At 68.8% G+C, this 16,122-nt stretch carries 18 protein-coding genes; 6 read left to right on the top strand and 12 right to left on the bottom strand.

The window, feature by feature from the left end; translation table 11 throughout:
- Positions 1-51: 51 nt before the first annotated feature.
- Entirely contained in the window at positions 52-1,266 is a 1,215-nt protein-coding gene (gene glgC / locus IG75_RS0115930) for a glucose-1-phosphate adenylyltransferase (protein ID WP_030522059.1), read from the bottom strand.
- 123 nt (positions 1,267-1,389) lie between these two features.
- Between glgC and glgA the strand changes: the two genes are divergently transcribed.
- A complete protein-coding gene (gene glgA, locus IG75_RS0115925) occupies positions 1,390-2,547 on the top strand; it encodes a glycogen synthase (RefSeq protein WP_030522058.1) in 1,158 nt (385 codons plus the stop codon).
- A 14-nt stretch (positions 2,548-2,561) separates the two neighbouring features.
- Here the strand turns inward: glgA and IG75_RS0115920 are convergent, their stop codons facing one another.
- The 10 genes from IG75_RS0115920 to IG75_RS0115875 all read right to left on the bottom strand — a co-directional run bounded on the left by IG75_RS0115920 (position 2,562) and on the right by IG75_RS0115875 (position 10,891).
- Positions 2,562-2,969 carry a group I truncated hemoglobin gene (locus IG75_RS0115920; protein ID WP_051714651.1) on the bottom strand — a complete coding sequence of 136 codons (408 nt, stop codon included), beginning with the start codon at positions 2,967-2,969 and terminating at the stop codon, positions 2,562-2,564.
- 116 nt (positions 2,970-3,085) lie between these two features.
- Positions 3,086-3,955 carry a putative RNA methyltransferase gene (locus tag IG75_RS0115915; protein ID WP_051714650.1) on the bottom strand — a complete coding sequence of 290 codons (870 nt, stop codon included), beginning with the start codon at positions 3,953-3,955 and terminating at the stop codon, positions 3,086-3,088.
- Positions 3,942-4,109: a DUF3117 domain-containing protein gene (locus IG75_RS37935; protein WP_064484472.1), complete on the bottom strand. Its 168-nt coding sequence runs from the start codon at positions 4,107-4,109 to the stop codon at positions 3,942-3,944. Before IG75_RS37935 ends, IG75_RS0115915 begins: the two co-directional genes overlap by 14 nt.
- Positions 4,110-4,267: 158 nt before the next feature.
- Positions 4,268-4,849, bottom strand: a complete 582-nt coding sequence (locus tag IG75_RS0115905) for a DNA-3-methyladenine glycosylase I (RefSeq protein WP_281181636.1) — start codon at positions 4,847-4,849, stop codon at positions 4,268-4,270.
- Complete coding sequence (locus IG75_RS0115900) at positions 4,846-5,166, bottom strand: DivIVA domain-containing protein (RefSeq protein ID WP_030522054.1); 321 nt, start codon at positions 5,164-5,166, stop codon at positions 4,846-4,848. The genes IG75_RS0115905 and IG75_RS0115900 overlap by 4 nt, the downstream gene beginning before the upstream one ends.
- Positions 5,167-5,185: 19 nt before the next feature.
- Positions 5,186-6,322 carry an Mrp/NBP35 family ATP-binding protein gene (locus IG75_RS0115895; protein WP_030522053.1) on the bottom strand — a complete coding sequence of 379 codons (1,137 nt, stop codon included), beginning with the start codon at positions 6,320-6,322 and terminating at the stop codon, positions 5,186-5,188.
- 19 nt (positions 6,323-6,341) lie between these two features.
- Complete coding sequence (locus IG75_RS0115890; protein WP_030522052.1) at positions 6,342-7,196, bottom strand: lytic transglycosylase domain-containing protein; 855 nt, start codon at positions 7,194-7,196, stop codon at positions 6,342-6,344.
- A 276-nt stretch (positions 7,197-7,472) separates the two neighbouring features.
- A complete protein-coding gene (locus IG75_RS0115885; protein ID WP_245713335.1) occupies positions 7,473-8,861 on the bottom strand; it encodes a lytic transglycosylase domain-containing protein in 1,389 nt (462 codons plus the stop codon).
- 144 nt (positions 8,862-9,005) lie between these two features.
- Complete coding sequence (locus tag IG75_RS0115880; protein WP_030522050.1) at positions 9,006-9,614, bottom strand: DUF1003 domain-containing protein; 609 nt, start codon at positions 9,612-9,614, stop codon at positions 9,006-9,008.
- Positions 9,611-10,891 (bottom strand): magnesium transporter MgtE N-terminal domain-containing protein, encoded by a 1,281-nt coding sequence (locus tag IG75_RS0115875; RefSeq protein ID WP_030522049.1) that lies wholly within the window; start codon positions 10,889-10,891, stop codon positions 9,611-9,613. Before IG75_RS0115875 ends, IG75_RS0115880 begins: the two co-directional genes overlap by 4 nt.
- A gap of 54 nt (positions 10,892-10,945) precedes the next feature.
- On the opposite strand from IG75_RS0115875, the gene IG75_RS0115870 reads away from it, so the two are divergent.
- From IG75_RS0115870 to IG75_RS0115860, 3 genes are all read left to right on the top strand, one after another.
- The gene (locus IG75_RS0115870) at positions 10,946-11,890 is read left to right on the top strand and encodes an HpcH/HpaI aldolase/citrate lyase family protein (RefSeq protein ID WP_030522048.1); all 945 of its coding nucleotides are present in this window, start codon (positions 10,946-10,948) and stop codon (positions 11,888-11,890) included.
- Positions 11,891-12,444: 554 nt separating this feature from the next.
- The gene (locus tag IG75_RS0115865; protein ID WP_030522047.1) at positions 12,445-12,936 is read left to right on the top strand and encodes a YflT domain-containing protein; all 492 of its coding nucleotides are present in this window, start codon (positions 12,445-12,447) and stop codon (positions 12,934-12,936) included.
- 3 nt (positions 12,937-12,939) lie between these two features.
- Positions 12,940-13,521 carry a suppressor of fused domain protein gene (locus tag IG75_RS0115860; RefSeq protein ID WP_030522046.1) on the top strand — a complete coding sequence of 194 codons (582 nt, stop codon included), beginning with the start codon at positions 12,940-12,942 and terminating at the stop codon, positions 13,519-13,521.
- A 35-nt stretch (positions 13,522-13,556) separates the two neighbouring features.
- On the opposite strand, the gene IG75_RS0115855 is transcribed toward IG75_RS0115860, so the two are convergent.
- A complete protein-coding gene (locus tag IG75_RS0115855) occupies positions 13,557-14,630 on the bottom strand; it encodes a magnesium and cobalt transport protein CorA (RefSeq protein ID WP_030522045.1) in 1,074 nt (357 codons plus the stop codon).
- Between the two features lie 139 nt (positions 14,631-14,769).
- On the opposite strand from IG75_RS0115855, the gene IG75_RS0115850 reads away from it, so the two are divergent.
- Entirely contained in the window at positions 14,770-15,624 is an 855-nt protein-coding gene (locus tag IG75_RS0115850; protein WP_030522044.1) for a PHP domain-containing protein, read from the top strand.
- Complete coding sequence (locus IG75_RS0115845; protein WP_030522043.1) at positions 15,621-15,887, top strand: hypothetical protein; 267 nt, start codon at positions 15,621-15,623, stop codon at positions 15,885-15,887. Before IG75_RS0115850 ends, IG75_RS0115845 begins: the two co-directional genes overlap by 4 nt.
- The last annotated feature ends 235 nt before the right edge of the window (positions 15,888-16,122 follow it).

Genomic DNA, 16,122 nt, shown 5'->3' with positions numbered 1-16,122 from the left:
CGCCGTCGGTGTGGTGCCCCCTTCCACCGGGAGGGGGCACCTCCGTATCGGTCAGACCCAGGTGCCCTTGCCGACGGTCACCACACCGCCGTTGCTGATCGCGAACCGGGAGCGGTCGCGCTCGGAATCCACGCCGATGATCTCGCCCTCGGACACCATGACGTTCTTGTCCAGAATCGCGCGCCGGACCACCGCCCCCCGCCCGATCCGTACCCCGGGCATCAGCACACTGCCCTCGACGGTGGCTCCGTCGTCGACCATCACATTGGCGCTGAGCACCGAATTACGGACGGTCGCCGCGGACAGGATGCTGCCCGCCCCGACAATCGATTCCTGGGCCAGGCCGCCCTGCGCGAATTTCGCTGGCGGAAGATTCTCCGCGGCGCCCCGGATGGGCCAGTGCCGGTTGTAGAGGTTGAACACCGGGTTCACCGACACCAGGTCCATATGGGCTTCGTAGAAAGCGTCGATGGTGCCGACGTCGCGCCAGTAGCCGCGGTCGCGGTCGGTGGCGCCGGGCACCTCGTTGTCGGCGAAATCGTAGACCGCCGCCTGGCTCGCCGAGACCAGGCCGGGAATGATGTCACCACCCATATCGTGGTCGGAATCGGAATCCTCGGCGTCGGCCTTGATGGAATCCACCAGCACTTTGGTGGTGAACACATAGTTGCCCATGGAGGCGAAGGTCGAATTCGGGTCGTCGGGGATACCGGGCGGATGCGCCGGTTTCTCCAGGAAACCGATTATGCGGCCGGATTCGTCGGAATCGATACAGCCGAATGCGCCCGCCTCGCTGCGCGGCACCCGGATACCGGCCACCGTGACCCCGGCCCCCGAGTCGATATGGTGGGCCACCATCTGTTCGGGATCCATCCGGTAGACGTGATCGGCGCCGAAGACCACGATGTAATCGGGATCCTCGTCGTAGATGAGATTCAGCGATTGCATGATGGCGTCGGCGCTGCCGGTATACCAGCGCGGCCCGAGCCGCTGCTGGGCCGGAACCGGAGTGATGTATTCACCGGCGAAACCGGACAGCCGCCAGGTCTGTGAGATATGCCGGTCCAGTGAATGCGATTTGTACTGGGTGAGCACACAGATCCGGAGGAAACCGGCATTGACGAGATTGCTGAGCACGAAGTCGATGAGGCGGTAGGCGCCGCCGAAGGGGACGGCCGGCTTGGCCCGGTCGGCGGTCAACGGAAAGAGTCGCTTGCCCTCGCCACCGGCGAGCACGATTCCTAGGACGTGCGGCTGGCTCCTCACAGTGCCAAACTACCGAACGAGGTGGTCGGCGGGCATCGACCGCTCGGCGGCTACCGTGAATTCGTGAGTTCCGGTTCCAGCGGCGCGGCCGAGTTGTCCGCGGCCGACGAGCTACGGGTGGCCATGCTGACCCGAGAGTTTCCACCCGAGGTCTACGGGGGCGCGGGCGTCCACGTGACCGAACTGGCGGCCCGGTTACGGCGGATGAGCGCGGTGACCGTGCACTGCATGGGAGTACCGCGCGACACCGCACAGGTGCACGGACCCGATCCGGCCCTCGACGGCGCCAACCCCGCCCTCCGGATGATGTCGGCACAGTTACGGATGGCCGGCGCGGTCGGCGCGGCCGACGTGGTCCATTCGCACACCTGGTATTCGGGCCTGGCGGGGCATCTGGCCGCCACCCTCTATGGGATCCCGCACGTGGTCACCACCCATTCGCTGGAACCGCGGCGACCGTGGAAAGCCGAACAACTGGGCGGTGGATACCGGCTCTCGTCCTGGTCGGAACGCAATGCGCTCGAACACGCCGACGCGGTGATCGCGGTGAGCGACTGGATGCGCCGCGACGTACTCGACGCCTATCCCGCGCTGGATCCCACCCGGGTGCACGTCGTGCGCAACGGGATCGACGCCGGCGTCTGGCATCCCGGCCCGCCGGAGCCCGGTAGCCGCCGAATCCTCGACGAACTCGGTGTGCGGGCGGACCGGCCGCTGGCGGTGTTCGTCGGACGGATAACCCGGCAGAAAGGCGTCGGCCATCTGCTGGGCGCGGCGCGCGAGATCGATCCGGAGATCCAGCTGGTCCTGTGTGCGGGCGCGCCGGACACGCCGGAACTGGAGGCCGAGGTCGCGAATGCCGTGTCCGGGTTGCACCGCCGCCGGGGCAATGTGTTCTGGGTCCGGGAGATGCTGCCCACCGAACAGATCCGGCAGCTGCTGGCGGCGGCCACAGTGTTCGTCTGCCCCTCGGTCTACGAACCACTGGGGATCGTGAACCTGGAGGCCATGGCCTGTTCGACCGCAGTGATCGCCTCGAATGTGGGCGGAATTCCCGAGGTGGTCGCGGACGGGCGGACCGGCCGGCTGGTGCATTTCGAGGCGGGGGCGACCGGCGCCTACGAGCGCGCGCTGGCGGCGGCGATCAACGAGCTGGCGCTGGACCGGGCGCGCGCGGCCGAACTGGGCGCGGCCGGCCGTCGCCGCGCCCGGGCCGAATTCGACTGGTACCGGATCGCCGAGCAGACCCTGGCCGTGTACCACACCGTCTGTAAACGCTGAGCCCTCGCCGGCCGTCAGGCCGAGGAGGACCCGGAGGTGATGTCATCGGCCAGTGGGGCGATGGCCGCGATGATCTGGGCGACGGTCTCCTCGCCGACGCCGGCTGCCGTCAGTGAATCGGTCAGGTGACCGGCCACCAGGGTGAAATGGTGCATGGTGATCCCGCGTCCCTGATGCACCTGTTTCATCGGCGCGCCCGAGTAGGGTTCAGGACCGCCCAGCGCCGCCGCGAAGAATTCGACCTGTTTGCCCCGCAGCCGGGACATGTTCGTCCCGCTGAAGAAACCGGCCAGTTCCGCGTCGGCGAGGACCCTGGTGTAGAAATCGGCGACGACCGCTTCGAGCGCTTCGTGACCGCCGATCTGTTCGTAGATGGTGGTGGTGCCGGTGTCTTTTCGTTTGCCGAATGTCGGTATCCGCATAGGACAAGGACATCAGGACGGTGTTACTCGGCGATCAGGCCGATGTCGCGAGCGGATTGCTTTCTGTGCCAGCACTATTGCCCCCTTCTCACCGCGGCGGCGAGTGGCCGGTGAGGTCAGACCGGGGCGTAGGTTCCCACGGTGACCGACGCGGTGACCTCGAAGGGTTCGGGCAGGCGGGCGATCCGGGCCGTCGCGTCGTCGGCGTGGTGCGCGGAGGGGCCCATCGCCACCAGATTCGCGATATCGGCGCGGGAGAGGGTCATCGCGTAGTCGACCGTGCGGTGTTCGCTCCGGGTGAAACGACCGGTCATGGCCGCGGCGAGGCGGCGGTCCTTCGCGGGGTCGACGGTGACCATGCCGACCGGTTCGATGAGCTCGGCCAGATGCCGGTCCGTGGGCGTGACGACGATATAGCGGCCGCCGGGACCGAGGGCCCGGGCCACGGCGTCCGGATTGCGCGGTGCGAACACCGACAGCGCGGTGGTGAGCGTCTGTTCGCGGATCGGCAGGCCCCGCCAGGCGTCGGCCACGACCGCGGCCGCGCGCGGATGGGCGCGGGCGCACCGCCGGCCGGCCGGTTTGGCGATATCCAAGGCGATCCCGCGGGCCGCCGGGACCGACTCGAGGACCCGCGCCAGGTAGTAGCCGGTACCCGCACCGATATCCGCAATGAATCCGCCGGCGCCGGTATCGTGCGCGGCCACCGTGGCCGCCGCGACGGCGTCGGCGATCGGCGCGAAATTTCCGGTGCCCTGAAAGGCCGCCCGCGCGTCGAGCATGGCGGCGGTGTCACCGGTCAGTTTGGTGGCGGCACCGGTGAGCAGGCTGATATAGCCCTGCCGGGCGATATCGAAACTGTGCCCGCGAGAGCAGCGCAGTGTGCCCGGCGCGGACGACAGGCCGCGGTCGCATTCGGGGCAGCTCAGTACCTCGGCGACCGCGGCGAGCGCCGATTGTTCGGCTACCTGTCTAGCCGGTGACACTCTTCAATTCGTCACCGAGTGCCGCGGCTTCGTCCGGCGTGAGTTCTACGACCAGACGCCCGCCACCCTCGAGTGGGACCCGCATGACGATCCCACGGCCTTCCTTGGTTGCCTCGAGGGGACCGTCCCCGGTACGGGGCTTCATGGCCGCCATCCTCTGCTCCCTCCAGATCTGCGCTGTATGCTGCGCACTTGCTCGGAACTCCGGTTGTCGCCAACCGGGCGGTCCGTCGGTTGAGACGACGGACCGCACTCGGTCCATTCTTCCCTATCGCATGAGATGACGGACACTCGACGTCCAAATGTGATCGGTCAGCCGACCGCGGTGTGCCGGGTATCGACCCAGCATTCGGCCAAGTGATCGTCGACCATACCGGTGGCCTGCATGAGCGCGTACGCGGTGGTGGGCCCGACGAAACGGAAACCGCGCCGCTTCAATTCTTTTGCCAGTGCGATGGATTCGGGCGTCGTCGCCGGAATATCGGGCAATGCGCGCGGACGCGGTCGCGACGGCGGGGCGAAGGACCACAGCAATTCGTCGAGTCCGATATCGAGTTCGCGCGCGACTTTCGCGTTGGCGATACACGCGTCTATTTTCGCGCGATTGCGCACAATGCCGGCATCGGCGAGCAGCCGTTCACGATCCGTGTCGCCGAACTCCGCGACCCGGTCGATGGCGAATCCGGCGAACGCCGCCCGGAACGCGGGCCGTTTGCGCAGAATCGTGATCCACGCCAGGCCGGACTGAAAAGCCTCCAGGCACAGCCGCTCGAACAGGGCGTCGTCCCCGTGTAGCGGCCGGCCCCATTCCTGGTCGTGGTAGTCCCGGTAGAGCTGTGATTCCACCGACCACGGGCAACGGATCGGCGTGTCGGTCGCCACGGATGCGGTCACGGCTGGTCCGTACCGTGCTGCGCGGCGGCACCGGCCGCGCGGGCCTCGGCGAGTTGACCCTGCAACTCGTCGATCCGGGCGGCCAGCCGGGCCAGTGCCCAATCGACCTCGCCGGCCTTGTACCCGCGGACCACCTGCTGGAAGCGCAGCGCCCGGACATCCGCGCCGTCGATGCCCTCCACCGGTAGCACCGTCGCCGTAGTGCCCTCGGGGAGCGGGCCCAGCTCCTCCGACCGCCCGAACAGGGCGCTGGCCAGGAGGAACAGGACTGCGGCCACCAAACCGACGATCACGACGTACAGCAGCAGGGTGAGCATGGATCGAGTCTATGTGCGCTCAGAGATGACGGGTGGTGTCGATACCCAGCGACATACCGGCCAGGCCGCGCCGGCGGATGGCGAGCTTGTCCGCCACCGCGCGCAGGGCCACGGCCGACGGGCTCTCCGGATCCTTCAGCACGATGGGCGTGCCCTCGTCACCGGCTTCCCGCAGCGCCTGCTCGATCGGGATCTGACCCAGCAGCGGCACCTCAGCGCCCACCGCCCGGGTGAGACGGTCGGCCACCGCCTGACCGCCGCCGGACCCGTACAAATCCATCCGGGTGCCGTCGGGCAGATCCAGCCACGACATGTTCTCCACCACGCCGGCGATCCGCTGCCGGGTCTGCAATGCGATGGCGCCGGCGCGCTCGGCGACCTCGGCGGCCGCGATCTGCGGGGTGGTGACGACCAGGATCTCGGCGTTCGGGATCAGCTGGGCGATGGAGATCGCCACATCACCGGTGCCGGGCGGCAGATCCAGCAGCAGGACGTCCAGATCACCCCAGAACACATCCGCGAGGAACTGCTGCAGGGCCCGGTGCAGCATGGGGCCGCGCCACACCACCGGGGTGTTGCCCTTGGTGAACTGCGCGATCGAGATCATCTTCACGTCGTGCGCCACCGGCGGCATGATCATCCGCTCGACCTGGGTCGGCCGGGCGTCGGTCCCGAGCATGCGCGGGATGGAATGGCCGTAGATATCGGCGTCGAGGACCCCGACGGACAGGCCGCGGTCGGCGAGCGCCGCCGCCAGGTTGACCGTCACACTGGATTTACCGACGCCGCCCTTTCCGGAGGCCACCGCGTACACGCGGGTCAGCGAACCGGGCTGGGCGAAGGGGATGACCGGCTCGGCGGAGTCACCGCGCAATTGTTTGCGCAGTTCGGTGCGCTGCTCGTCGCTCATCACATCGAGATCGACCGAGACCGCGCCCACGCCCGGGACGTCGGCGACCGCGGTACTGACCCGCTGGGTGATCTCGGTGCGCAACGGGCAGCCGGCGGTGGTCAGGTAGACCTCGACATGCACATTGCCGTCCGGTTCGATCCGGATGCTCTTCACCATGCCCAGTTCGGTGATCGGTTTCCGGATCTCCGGGTCATCGACCTTCGCGAGGGCGCCCCGCACCTCCGCTTCCGTTACCACTGGCATGCTGCCGATGGTAGTGCGGTCAGATCTTGGGGAGTTCCGCGGGCCGCGGTGCGATACCCGTCTGGTACGACTGCTCCCAGGCCATCACGTTCGCGACGTAGGCCATCGAGTTGTTGTAGCGCAGGATCGCCCTGGTCTGCTGGGCGGGATCGCTCATGTCCAGACCGCCGGAGCACAGGTACTTGCCGGCGGTCAGGGTGGCGTCGTAGTAGTTCTGCGGATCGGAGATGCCGTCGCGGTTGCCGTCGGCGGCGAAACTGGTCCAGGTCTCCGGCAGGAACTGCATGGGGCCGACGGCGCGGTCGTAGCCGCCGAAGCCGTCGAGTGCGCCGCCGTCGGAATCGTGGATGACATTGTTACCCGACAGACTGCCGTCCAGCACGGGACCGAACACCGGGGCGAGGGCATTACCGTCGGCATCGGCCCGGCCGTTGTTCATATGGGTGGACTCGACCCGGCCGATACCGGCCAGCATGGTCCACGGCATATTGCAGTCGGGATTCTCGTCGGCCAGGATCTGCGCGGCGCCGATATAGGCGGCCTCGGCGATCCCGGGGATGCCCGAGGCGGCCACGGGGAGATCGTTGCGGGGGCGGTTCGGATCCAGCGCGACCGATTTCACCTCGACGCGCGCCTCGGGCGACTGCTTGGCCATGGCGTGCATCGCGGTGGGGTCGACGGAGGCGGGGGCCGCCGCCTGCGCGGGCGCGGCGCCGAGTGCCGAGATCTGCATGGCCACCGAGGCCGCGGTCGGATCGGTGACCACTGCCGCGGCGGCATTGGTGGCCACGACTCCGGCCGGAACCAGCCCGGTGAGTGCGATCACCGAGCTGCGGGAAACGGTGGCAGGTTGCTGTTTACGGTGACGCCCCACGTACTCAAGCCCTTCATCTCAACGCACAGCCTGCGGTCACGAGTGGTTCGTTGCCGGTCCGTGACCTGTTGTGTCGACAATACCGCATCCGAGATCTGTTTGTTACTCCTCCGTGACCATTATTTCCGCGCGGATGGGAATGGGAAGCGGTGGCGCCGCTTCGGAACTCGGTTAGCGCCCGCCCGGCCGGGCGCGGCGGCAGCCGGGCCCGGCCGGTGCCCGGGCCCGCTGTACCGGCGTGGGTGCGGCTGCCGCGCGTCCGGTGGAACCGCCTGCTCAGGCGGGAGGAACGGGCGTCGGCGGTGCCGCCGGAGCCGCGGGTTCGGGTGCCGCCGGGGTGGTGTCCGCCGGCGTGGGCGGAGCCACCACGGGAGCCGGGGCGAGCCCGACCGGCAACGGGATGACGATCCCGCCGGGGAGCGTGATCGACGGCGGCGCCGGCGGTGCAGGTGCAGGTGCGGGAGCGGGTGGGTTCTGGTTCTCGGCGGGCGCCGGTGCGGCCGGTGCGGATTCGTCCGGTGCCGGTGCGGACGGGGCATCGGGCTCGGGTGCCGGGTCCCCGGGCGCGGGGGCCGGAGCTGCCGGACCGGTACGGCCCGCGGGCCCGTCCGGGACGACCGGAGCCGGATCGGGCAGCGCCTCGCCGACCTTCGGGGCGCCCGGAGCGGGCGGGCACAGCAGCCCGCAGGGAATCGGCGGCAGGCCCGGGATCCGGATCATGGGCGCGGGCCGCGGCGTCTGCGCCGGTAGCGAGGGCGGGGGCGGCGGGACCTGGTTCTCGGTCTGCGCGGCCAGCAGATCGGTTGGGCCGGGCGGGAATTCGGTCGGAATACTGCCCGGCGGGACCAGATCGGGCGAGACGGTGACCGGGGCCGGCCGGCCGCCGGTCCGGTAGGCCGCCGACCAGCTCAGCACATTGGCCGCATACGACATGGAGTTGTTGTAGCGCAGCACCGCCCGCAATTCCTGCTGCGGGTCACGCAGATTCAGGCCACCCGAGCACAGGTACTTCCCGGCGCCGAGGGCGGCGTCGAAGACATTGTGCGGATCGGCGCGCCCGTCGGCGTTGCCGTCCGCGGCGTAGCGTGACCAGGTGCTCGGCAGGAACTGCATGGGTCCCAGCGCCCGGACGTATCCGCCGTCGGCCGCGCGGATGACTTCGTTACCGGGCAACGAGCCGTCCAGTGCCGGACCGAAAATGGGCGGGTTGGTGGTACCGGCGGCGTCCGTGCGGCCGTTGCTCGCATGGCCGGATTCGATCCGGCCGATCCCGGCCAGCAGATTCCAGGTGACACCGCAGCCCGGTGTCGAGGACTGCAGGGCCAGTTCGGCATTGCGATAGGCCGCGAGCACGATCTCCGGAATACCGAGCGCGCCGCCACCCTGGGGCAGGTTGATGGTCTGCAGCGGGACGATGCCACCGAAGGGTGGGATACCGTCGGCGGGGGAGGGGCTGAGCGCGCGAAGTTTCCGGGGTGTCGAGCGCTCGACCGGTAGCATTCCGAGTGTCTGGGTCAGTGGCGCGTCGGTGGTCACGTCCGGGTCTTCGAGACGATCGGTATCGGCGGCGAGCCGAGCCCCGGGAGCCTCCGGGGGAGTCGACGAGAAGGTGGTGTGGGCGGCCGAACCGCTCGCTACCAGGCCCGCCATGACCAGAGCCGACATTGCCACAGGGGTAGGTATCCGCATTCGGCTCCACCATTCCTCTATGTCACAGGTGAGCAACCGTCCCGGACATTCCCGGACGGCGTGCTCGGGACAACGTGATCCAGGTTACCTACCGGTCAGGAGCATATTGCGGATTTCCGGTCATTCGTCCGCGACAGGCGATGAAACAGAGCCCGTAACCGGCCTGTGACCGGAGGTTTTCTTGCGTTTCGGCTTGGCAGATTTTTCCGGGCGCGTCGGCCCCACTCCCGCCGCCGACTCGATGCGATCGAGTGCGTCGCGGATCTCGTCCAGTTCCCGCCTCAGATAGTCGCGGGTGGCCACCTCGCCCACCGCCAGCCGCAGAGCGGCCAGTTCGCGCGCCAGGAACTCCGTGTCGGCCTTGGTCTGCGCCGCCCGTAACCGGTCCTCCTCCAGCGATACCCGGTCGCGGTTGTCCTGCCGGTTCTGCGCCAGCAGGATCAGCGGCGCGGCGTAGGCGGCCTGGGTGGAGAAGGCCAGATTCAACAGGATGAAGGGATAGGGGTCCCAGCGCAGCGCGAGGAAGAAGATGTTCAACGCGATCCAGACGATCACCACCACCGTCTGCAACGCGAGATAGCGTCCGGTGCCCAGGAACCGGGCGATGCGTTCGCTGCCGCGCGCCAACGCCTCGGCGTCCCAATCGAATCGGAACCGGGATTCCACCGGTGTCTCCAGCCGCTGCCGGGCGGCCGCCGCCGCCCGGCTCGCGGTGCTCTTGTCCGTCAATGCCGTACACCCTCGAACAGTTGCTCGTCCGCACGCCAATCCCGCGGCAGCAGATGATCCAGTACATCGTCCACGCTCACCGCGCCCAGCAGATGATTCTGCTCGTCCACCACCGGCGCGCACACCAGGTTGTAGCTCGCGAAATAGCGGGCCACCGCGGTGAGCGGGGCCTCCGGGCGCAAGGTGGTCAGATCGGTGTCCAGGAGCCCGCCCACCAGATGGGCGGGCGGTTCCCGCAGCAACTGTTGCAGATGCACGCACCCCAGATAGCGCCCGGTCGGCGTCGCCGTCGGCGGCCGCACCACGAAAACCAGCGAGGCCAGCGCGGGCGTCAGGTCGGGGTCCCGGACCCGGGCCAGCGCCTCCGCGACGGTTGTCGACGGCGTCAGGACCACCGGTTCCGGCGTCATGAGCCCGCCCGCGGTATCCGGGGAGTGCTCGAGCAGCCGGCGCACCGGTTCCGATTCCTCCGGATCCATCAGTGTCAGCAGCGATTCGGCCTCGTTCTCCGGCAGCCCGCCCAGCAGGTCGGCGGCGTCGTCGGGATCCATGGCCTCGAGGACATCGGCCGCGCGCCCGATCTCGAGCTTGCCCAGCAGCTCCAGCTGATCGTCGCCGGACAACTCCTGCACCACGTCGGCGAGCCGTTCGTCGTCGAGCGCCACGGCGACCTCCAGCCGCCGCTTCTCCGGCAGTTCGCGCAACAGATGCGCGACATCGGCGGCCCGCTGACCCTCGAACTGCTCGAGCAGCGTGCTCACATCCTGACCCGGCCGCCCCAGTTCGTACGGTGTGAGACCCTGCACCCGAGCCCAGTCGACCACGTGCACGGTACGCCGCCGCCCGAGCCTGCGGTGCCCGCGCACCGCCACCCGCGACACCCGCCAGTCCCGGGTCCGGGTGAGCGTCATCCCCAGATCCACCACATACACATCGACCCCCGCCAGATCGGGCAGATCGGGATCGTCCACGCGTACCGCCGAGTCGACGATCTGCGCCATGGCCAGCACCTCACCGGGACGCTGCGCGAAACGCCGCAGGCTCACATTGCCGGTGTTCAAGTTCACCGAACCGGGTTCGACGGCGGTGACGCGCAGCATCGGGACGAAGATCCGGCGACGGGTCGGCAACTCCACCACCAGGCCGTGGACACGCGGTTCTTGCCGGTCGTACCGGACGGCGACCACCACGTCGCGAACACGGCCGATAGACTCGCCGTCCGGCCCCAGCACCGCCAGACCGGTCAGCCTGGCGATATACACCCTGGTAGCTGCCATGGGTGTCAGGCTAGATGTTCCGGGGCCGGACCGGGCCGACCCCCAGGAGAGTTGATGAAGCCGCGCCGTTCCGTGCTCGCCGTGCCGGGCAGCAATCCCAAGATGATCGCCAAAGCCAAGGGCCTACCGGTCGACGAGGTCTTTCTCGACCTCGAAGACGCGGTCGCACCCGAGGCCAAGGCCGCGGCCCGCGCGAATATCGTGGCCGCCCTCAACGACTCCGGCTGGGGTGGGCAGCTGCGAGTGGTACGGGTCAACGACTGGACCACGCAGTGGACCTACGCGGATGTGATCTCGGTGGTCGACGGCGCCGGTACCGCACTCGACGCGATCCTGCTGCCCAAGGTCACCGACGGCGGTCAGGTGCGCGCACTGGATCTGCTGTTGAGCCAGCTGGAACGGGCCAACGGACTCGAACCCGGCCGCATCGGTATCGAACCGCAGATCGAGAACGCGCTCGGCCTGCGCAATATCGACGAGATCGCCACGGCCAGCCCCCGGGTACAGACCCTGGTCTTCGGCCCGGCCGACTTCATGGCCAGCATCAATATGCGCACCCTCGTGGTCGGTGAACAGCCCGAGGGCTACGACACCGGCGACGCCTACCACCACATCCTGATGACCATCCTGCTCACCGCCCGCGCCCACGGCCTGCAGGCCATCGATGGCCCCTACCTGCAGATCCGCGATATCGACGGCTTCCGGCGCGCCGCCGGCCGCACCGCCGCCCTGGGCTTCGACGGGAAATGGGTACTGCACCCGAGCCAGGTCGACGCGGCCAACGAGATCTTCAGCCCCCGGCAGGCGGACTACGACCACGCCGAACTCATCCTGGAGGCCTACGCCTACCACACCTCCGCCGCCGGCGGCGCCCGCGGCGCGGTGATGCTCGGCGACGAGATGATCGACGAGGCCAGCGCGAAAATGGCGGTGGTCATCGCGGAAAAGGGCCGGGCGGCGGGGATGAAACGCACGACCACCTTCACACCACCGGAGTAAGAGTTCGTCCGGCGGGTCCAGGGTCGGCCGCGACCGGAATGGCGGTGATCGAGGGATCGTCCGCGGTACCCGGCGCACGATGCTGTCAACCCCGCGCCGGCCGGCCCGCGTCTCGGTGAGCACCCAGGCCTACCGGTTGGCGGCTTTGTTGCTGGGAATGCTCGTTTGTAAGGTGCGGGCTCGCTCGTGAAGGCGAGTGTGCGGGCCTGCTCGTGAAGGTGATGTGTTTATTTGCGCGCCTCCGGCGCGCGGGCCTCGACCTTTTCAGGGCCTCGTAAGACTCGGCACCGAGAGGGCGCTGCCATTCGTGAAGGCGATCAGACACCAGGTCGGCCGAGTGGCCGAGTCGGCATTCGATCCTGGCCATCGAATGCCGACGTAACCCGCATGTGTCGAGTTTTGCGAGACACCTCGAAGGGTTGAGGCCCGTCTCGTCGTTTCGGCCTCGAAAGCGCATGAGCCGAAGGCTCGAGTCTCGAGGCCGAAACGACGAGACCAAGGGGGCCTCAACCCCGCGCCGCCGCAGGCGGCGCCAAATAAGACAGAATGGACTTATGACGAACCCTCTTGGAGGCTCGAATCGCGGTAGGCAGGGTCTGCCCACGCCCCCTTCCGGGTGGCCGGTCGGTTCGTATCCGACCTATGCCGAGGCGCAGCGTGCGGTGGATCATCTGGCGGACAATCAGTTCCCCGTGCAGAACGTGACCATCGTCGGCGTGGACCTGATGCAGGTCGAGCGGGTGCTGTACCGCTTGAACTGGGGCAAGGTGATCGGCGGGGGTGTGGTCTCGGGTGCGTGGCTCGGGTTGTTCCTGGGTCTGTTGCTGAGCCTGTTCACCACCAACGGTATGGCCGGCCCGCTGGTGGTGGGCCTGGTCGGCGGCATCATCTTCGGGGTCATCTCGACGACCATCCCGTACGCGGCCACCCGGGGTCAGCGGGATTTCGCGTCGACCATGCAGTTGGTCGCGGGCCGTTACGACGTGTTGTGTGACCCGAAGACGGCCGAACAGGCCCGGGATCTGCTCGCGAAGCTGGCCATCTAGCGGATGGACGTGTTCGAACGCGTCCGGACGGCCGTGGCGGATTTCTTCGGGGTGGACGCGGCCGCGGTGGATACGGCTTCGATGACCTTCCTGGGCCTCGAGCCGATCGAGATCCTGCGCATCCCCGGTGACGGTGTGACGCACTATCTGACGGTCGGTGGGTCGCGGCATCCGATGGGCGATCCGGGGGATCTGCACGCCGATCCGGTGCGCGGTCCGCGGGCGGAGCTGGTGCTGACGGTGCGGTCGGCGGCCGGTGCCGGGGCGGGGGTGGCCCGGACGCTGGGGGTGCTGGCGGCGGCGCCCGCGGTCGAAGGTGTTGTGCTGCAGGCGGACGCGCTCCTGGATCTGGGCGAACCGATCTGGCAGGACGCGCCGTTCACGGCGGTGCTGCTGGGCGCGGGGGAGATCCCGGAGATCGAGTTACCGGATCCGGCGGAGCCGGTGCGGTATTTCACGGTGACGCCGGTGACGGCGACCGAGGCGGCCTGGGTGCGGGTGCGCGGGGCGCAGGCGCTGCGGGATGCCTGGGCCGAGGCCGGGATCGATGTGCTGGACCCCGGCCGGGGCGCGGCTTCGCTGTAGCGTCCGGTGCGGGGTCCGGCGGTGGCCGGGCCCGGTCAGAGCCAGTCGTTGCGGTGGAAGAGCGCGAGCAGCGTCAGGCAGATGCCGAGGATGACCACCAGCACCACCGGATAACCCCAGCTGATCCGCAGTTCCGGCATGTGCTCGAAGTTCATTCCGTAGATACCGGCGATCATTGTCGGCACCGCGGCGATGGCGACCCACGCCGAGATCTTGCGCATATCGGTGTTCTGCTGGACGGTGATCTTGGTCAGCGCGGCGCTGATGAGAGCGCTGAGCGAATCGTCGAAATCGGTGATGCGTTCGGCGACGCCGGTGTGGTGGTCGGCGACATCGCGCAGATAGCGCCGGATCTCCGGGTCGATCGGCAGCTCCTCCTTGTGCACCAGCAGTTGTAGCGGCAGCGCCAGCGGATTGACCGCGCGCCGTAGTTCCACCACTTCGCGTTTGAGCTGGTAGATCGCCTCTACGGTGATCCTGGTGCGCGGGGTGAACACCTCTTCTTCCATCGCGTCGATATCGAATTCCACCGCCTGCACGACGTCTATATAGGAGTCGACCACATGGTCGGCGATGGCGTGCAGCACCGAGCCGGTGCCCAATCGCAATCGGGCGGGGTCGGCTTCCAGGTCCCGGCGCACGGTCGCGAGCGGCGAATGTTCGCCGTGCCGGACGGCGATGACGAAATCGGGTGCGGTGAAGATCAGCAGTTCGCCCGTTTCGACGATCTCGCTGACCGTGTGCAGTTCGTGTTCCCGGTAGGCGACGGTGCGCATGACCATCACGAGGGTGTCGTCGTAACGCTCCAGTTTCGGCCGCTGATGGGCCTGGACCGCATCCTCGACGGCGAGGGCGTGCAATCCGAAGGTCTCGGCCACCTCGCCCATCTGCTCGGCGTCGGGGTCGTGCAGACCCAGCCAGACGAAACCGCCGCGTTCCCGGGCGGCGGCGAGCGCCTTCTCGTGGGTGTAGCGGCCCGGGAGCCGGCTGCCGTCCACATAGACCGCGCAGTCGACGACCGCACGCGCGGTGGGTACTCGGATATGCGGTACCGCGGTGGAACGCCGCGTCCGCCCCGGACCATGGAACGGCAGCGGAATCGAAGGCACGCGTCGATGCTACGTCGCGGCAACCACAGCCGGGACCTCCACGGAAAGCTCCGGTCACCGCGTCCCGGAAACGCCGCCACGCCCGCGCTTGCCGCCCCGCACCGGCAGCGCCCCGGACGAGCACTGGAAGACTGGACGGGTGCGCATCGATCTGCATACCCACTCCACCGCCTCCGACGGCACCGACAGCCCGGCCGAACTGGTGCGCAAAGCGGCCGATGCCGGGCTGGACGTCGTCGCGATCACCGATCACGACACCACTGCGGGCTGGGCCGAGGCCGAGGCCGCCCGCCCGGCCGGGCTGACCTTGATCCGGGGCATGGAGATGTCGTGCGTGGGCCGCGGTGTCGACGGCTACCCCGTGTCGGTGCATCTGCTGGCCTACCTGTTCGACCCCGCCGACAGCGGTTTCGCGACCGAACGGGAACGGCTGCGTGCCGAACGGGTCGAGCGACTACGCGCCATGGCCGAACAGATGGCCGCCGACGGGCTTCCGATCGACCCGGACGCGGTGCTGGCCGCCGCCGGCCCCGCCGCGGGCCGCCCCCACCTGGCCCGCGCCCTCGTCGAAGCGGGTGTGGTGCCCTCGGTGAATGCCGCCTTCGCCGATCTGCTCGCCTCGGACGGCCCCTATTACGTGGAGAAGGCCGATACCCCGCTGCGCCGGGCGGTGGCGATGATCGCCGGCGCCGGGGGCGTGAGCGTGCTGGCCCACGGGCGGGCCCGCAGCCGGGGCCGGCTGCTGGACCTGCAGGAGGTGCGCGACCTGGCGCCGCACGGACTGGGCGGCCTGGAGGTCGATCATCCCGACCACAGCCCCCGGGACCGGGCGGTACTGCGGGAACTGGCCGGTGAATGCGGACTGCTGGCGACCGGCTCCTCGGACTACCACGGCGCCAACAAGACCATCGGCCTGGGCGAATGCACCACCGACCCGGCGCAGTTCGAGAAACTGGCCGGCCGGGCCACCGGCGTACCGGTACTGGCCGCATGAGAGTAGTGCGCGGCATCAGCGGTGTGGCGGCGGCCGGGCTGGTGCTGCTGGCACTGGTCGTCGTCGGGGCGGAGATCATGGGCGAGCGCCGTGGATTTCCCGGGCCCGGCGCCGAATCGGTGGCCTGGCATATCGCTGTTGCCGTGATAGCCGTTGTGGCACAGGTGTATTCGGATCGGGTGCGGGGCGCGGCGAGCCTCGGCGCGGCGGTGGTGGTGCTGGGTTCCGGCGCGATTCTGCTGTGGACCCAGTGGTGGGGCTGACCGGCGGCGCAGTACGTTCCGGTCGCCGGGTTCACCCGGCTTCCCGGAACCTTTGAGGTGTCTCACCGGACCGCGGCGCCGTTCGCGAGTTTCCGCTCACGGGAAGGTAATGCTCGCGGCCTACGCTGGCCCCGTGGTGTCCGAAACGCGCAATCCGCCGGGCCCGGTTTGGCGAACGATCCGGGACCTGGCAGAATGTTGCGGATTCCCGATCGTTGCCACCGCCGGGTCGGGG

This window comes from Nocardia rhamnosiphila NBRC 108938 (genome assembly GCF_000720425.1).
GTDB classification, from domain to species: Bacteria; Actinomycetota; Actinomycetes; order Mycobacteriales; family Mycobacteriaceae; genus Nocardia; species Nocardia rhamnosiphila.
The sequence above is the reverse complement of the archived record's forward strand: the minus strand, read 5'-3'. Positions and strand labels throughout refer to the sequence as shown.

Bases quoted from the DNA above. Each gene is read 5' to 3' on its own strand.
- glgA (WP_030522058.1), top strand. From the start codon at position 1,390: ATGCTGACCCGAGAGTTTCCACCCGAGGTCTACGGGGGCGCGGGCGTC.
- IG75_RS0115920 (WP_051714651.1), bottom strand. From the start codon at position 2,969: ATGCGGATACCGACATTCGGCAAACGAAAAGACACCGGCACCACCACC.
- IG75_RS37935 (WP_064484472.1), bottom strand. From the start codon at position 4,109: ATGGCGGCCATGAAGCCCCGTACCGGGGACGGTCCCCTCGAGGCAACC.
- IG75_RS0115900 (WP_030522054.1), bottom strand. From the start codon at position 5,166: ATGCTCACCCTGCTGCTGTACGTCGTGATCGTCGGTTTGGTGGCCGCA.
- IG75_RS0115895 (WP_030522053.1), bottom strand. From the start codon at position 6,322: ATGCCAGTGGTAACGGAAGCGGAGGTGCGGGGCGCCCTCGCGAAGGTC.
- IG75_RS0115885 (WP_245713335.1), bottom strand. From the start codon at position 8,861: ATGTCGGCTCTGGTCATGGCGGGCCTGGTAGCGAGCGGTTCGGCCGCC.
- IG75_RS0115875 (WP_030522049.1), bottom strand. From the start codon at position 10,891: ATGGCAGCTACCAGGGTGTATATCGCCAGGCTGACCGGTCTGGCGGTG.
- IG75_RS0115870 (WP_030522048.1), top strand. From the start codon at position 10,946: ATGAAGCCGCGCCGTTCCGTGCTCGCCGTGCCGGGCAGCAATCCCAAG.
- IG75_RS0115865 (WP_030522047.1), top strand. From the start codon at position 12,445: ATGACGAACCCTCTTGGAGGCTCGAATCGCGGTAGGCAGGGTCTGCCC.
- IG75_RS0115860 (WP_030522046.1), top strand. From the start codon at position 12,940: ATGGACGTGTTCGAACGCGTCCGGACGGCCGTGGCGGATTTCTTCGGG.
- IG75_RS0115845 (WP_030522043.1), top strand. From the start codon at position 15,621: ATGAGAGTAGTGCGCGGCATCAGCGGTGTGGCGGCGGCCGGGCTGGTG.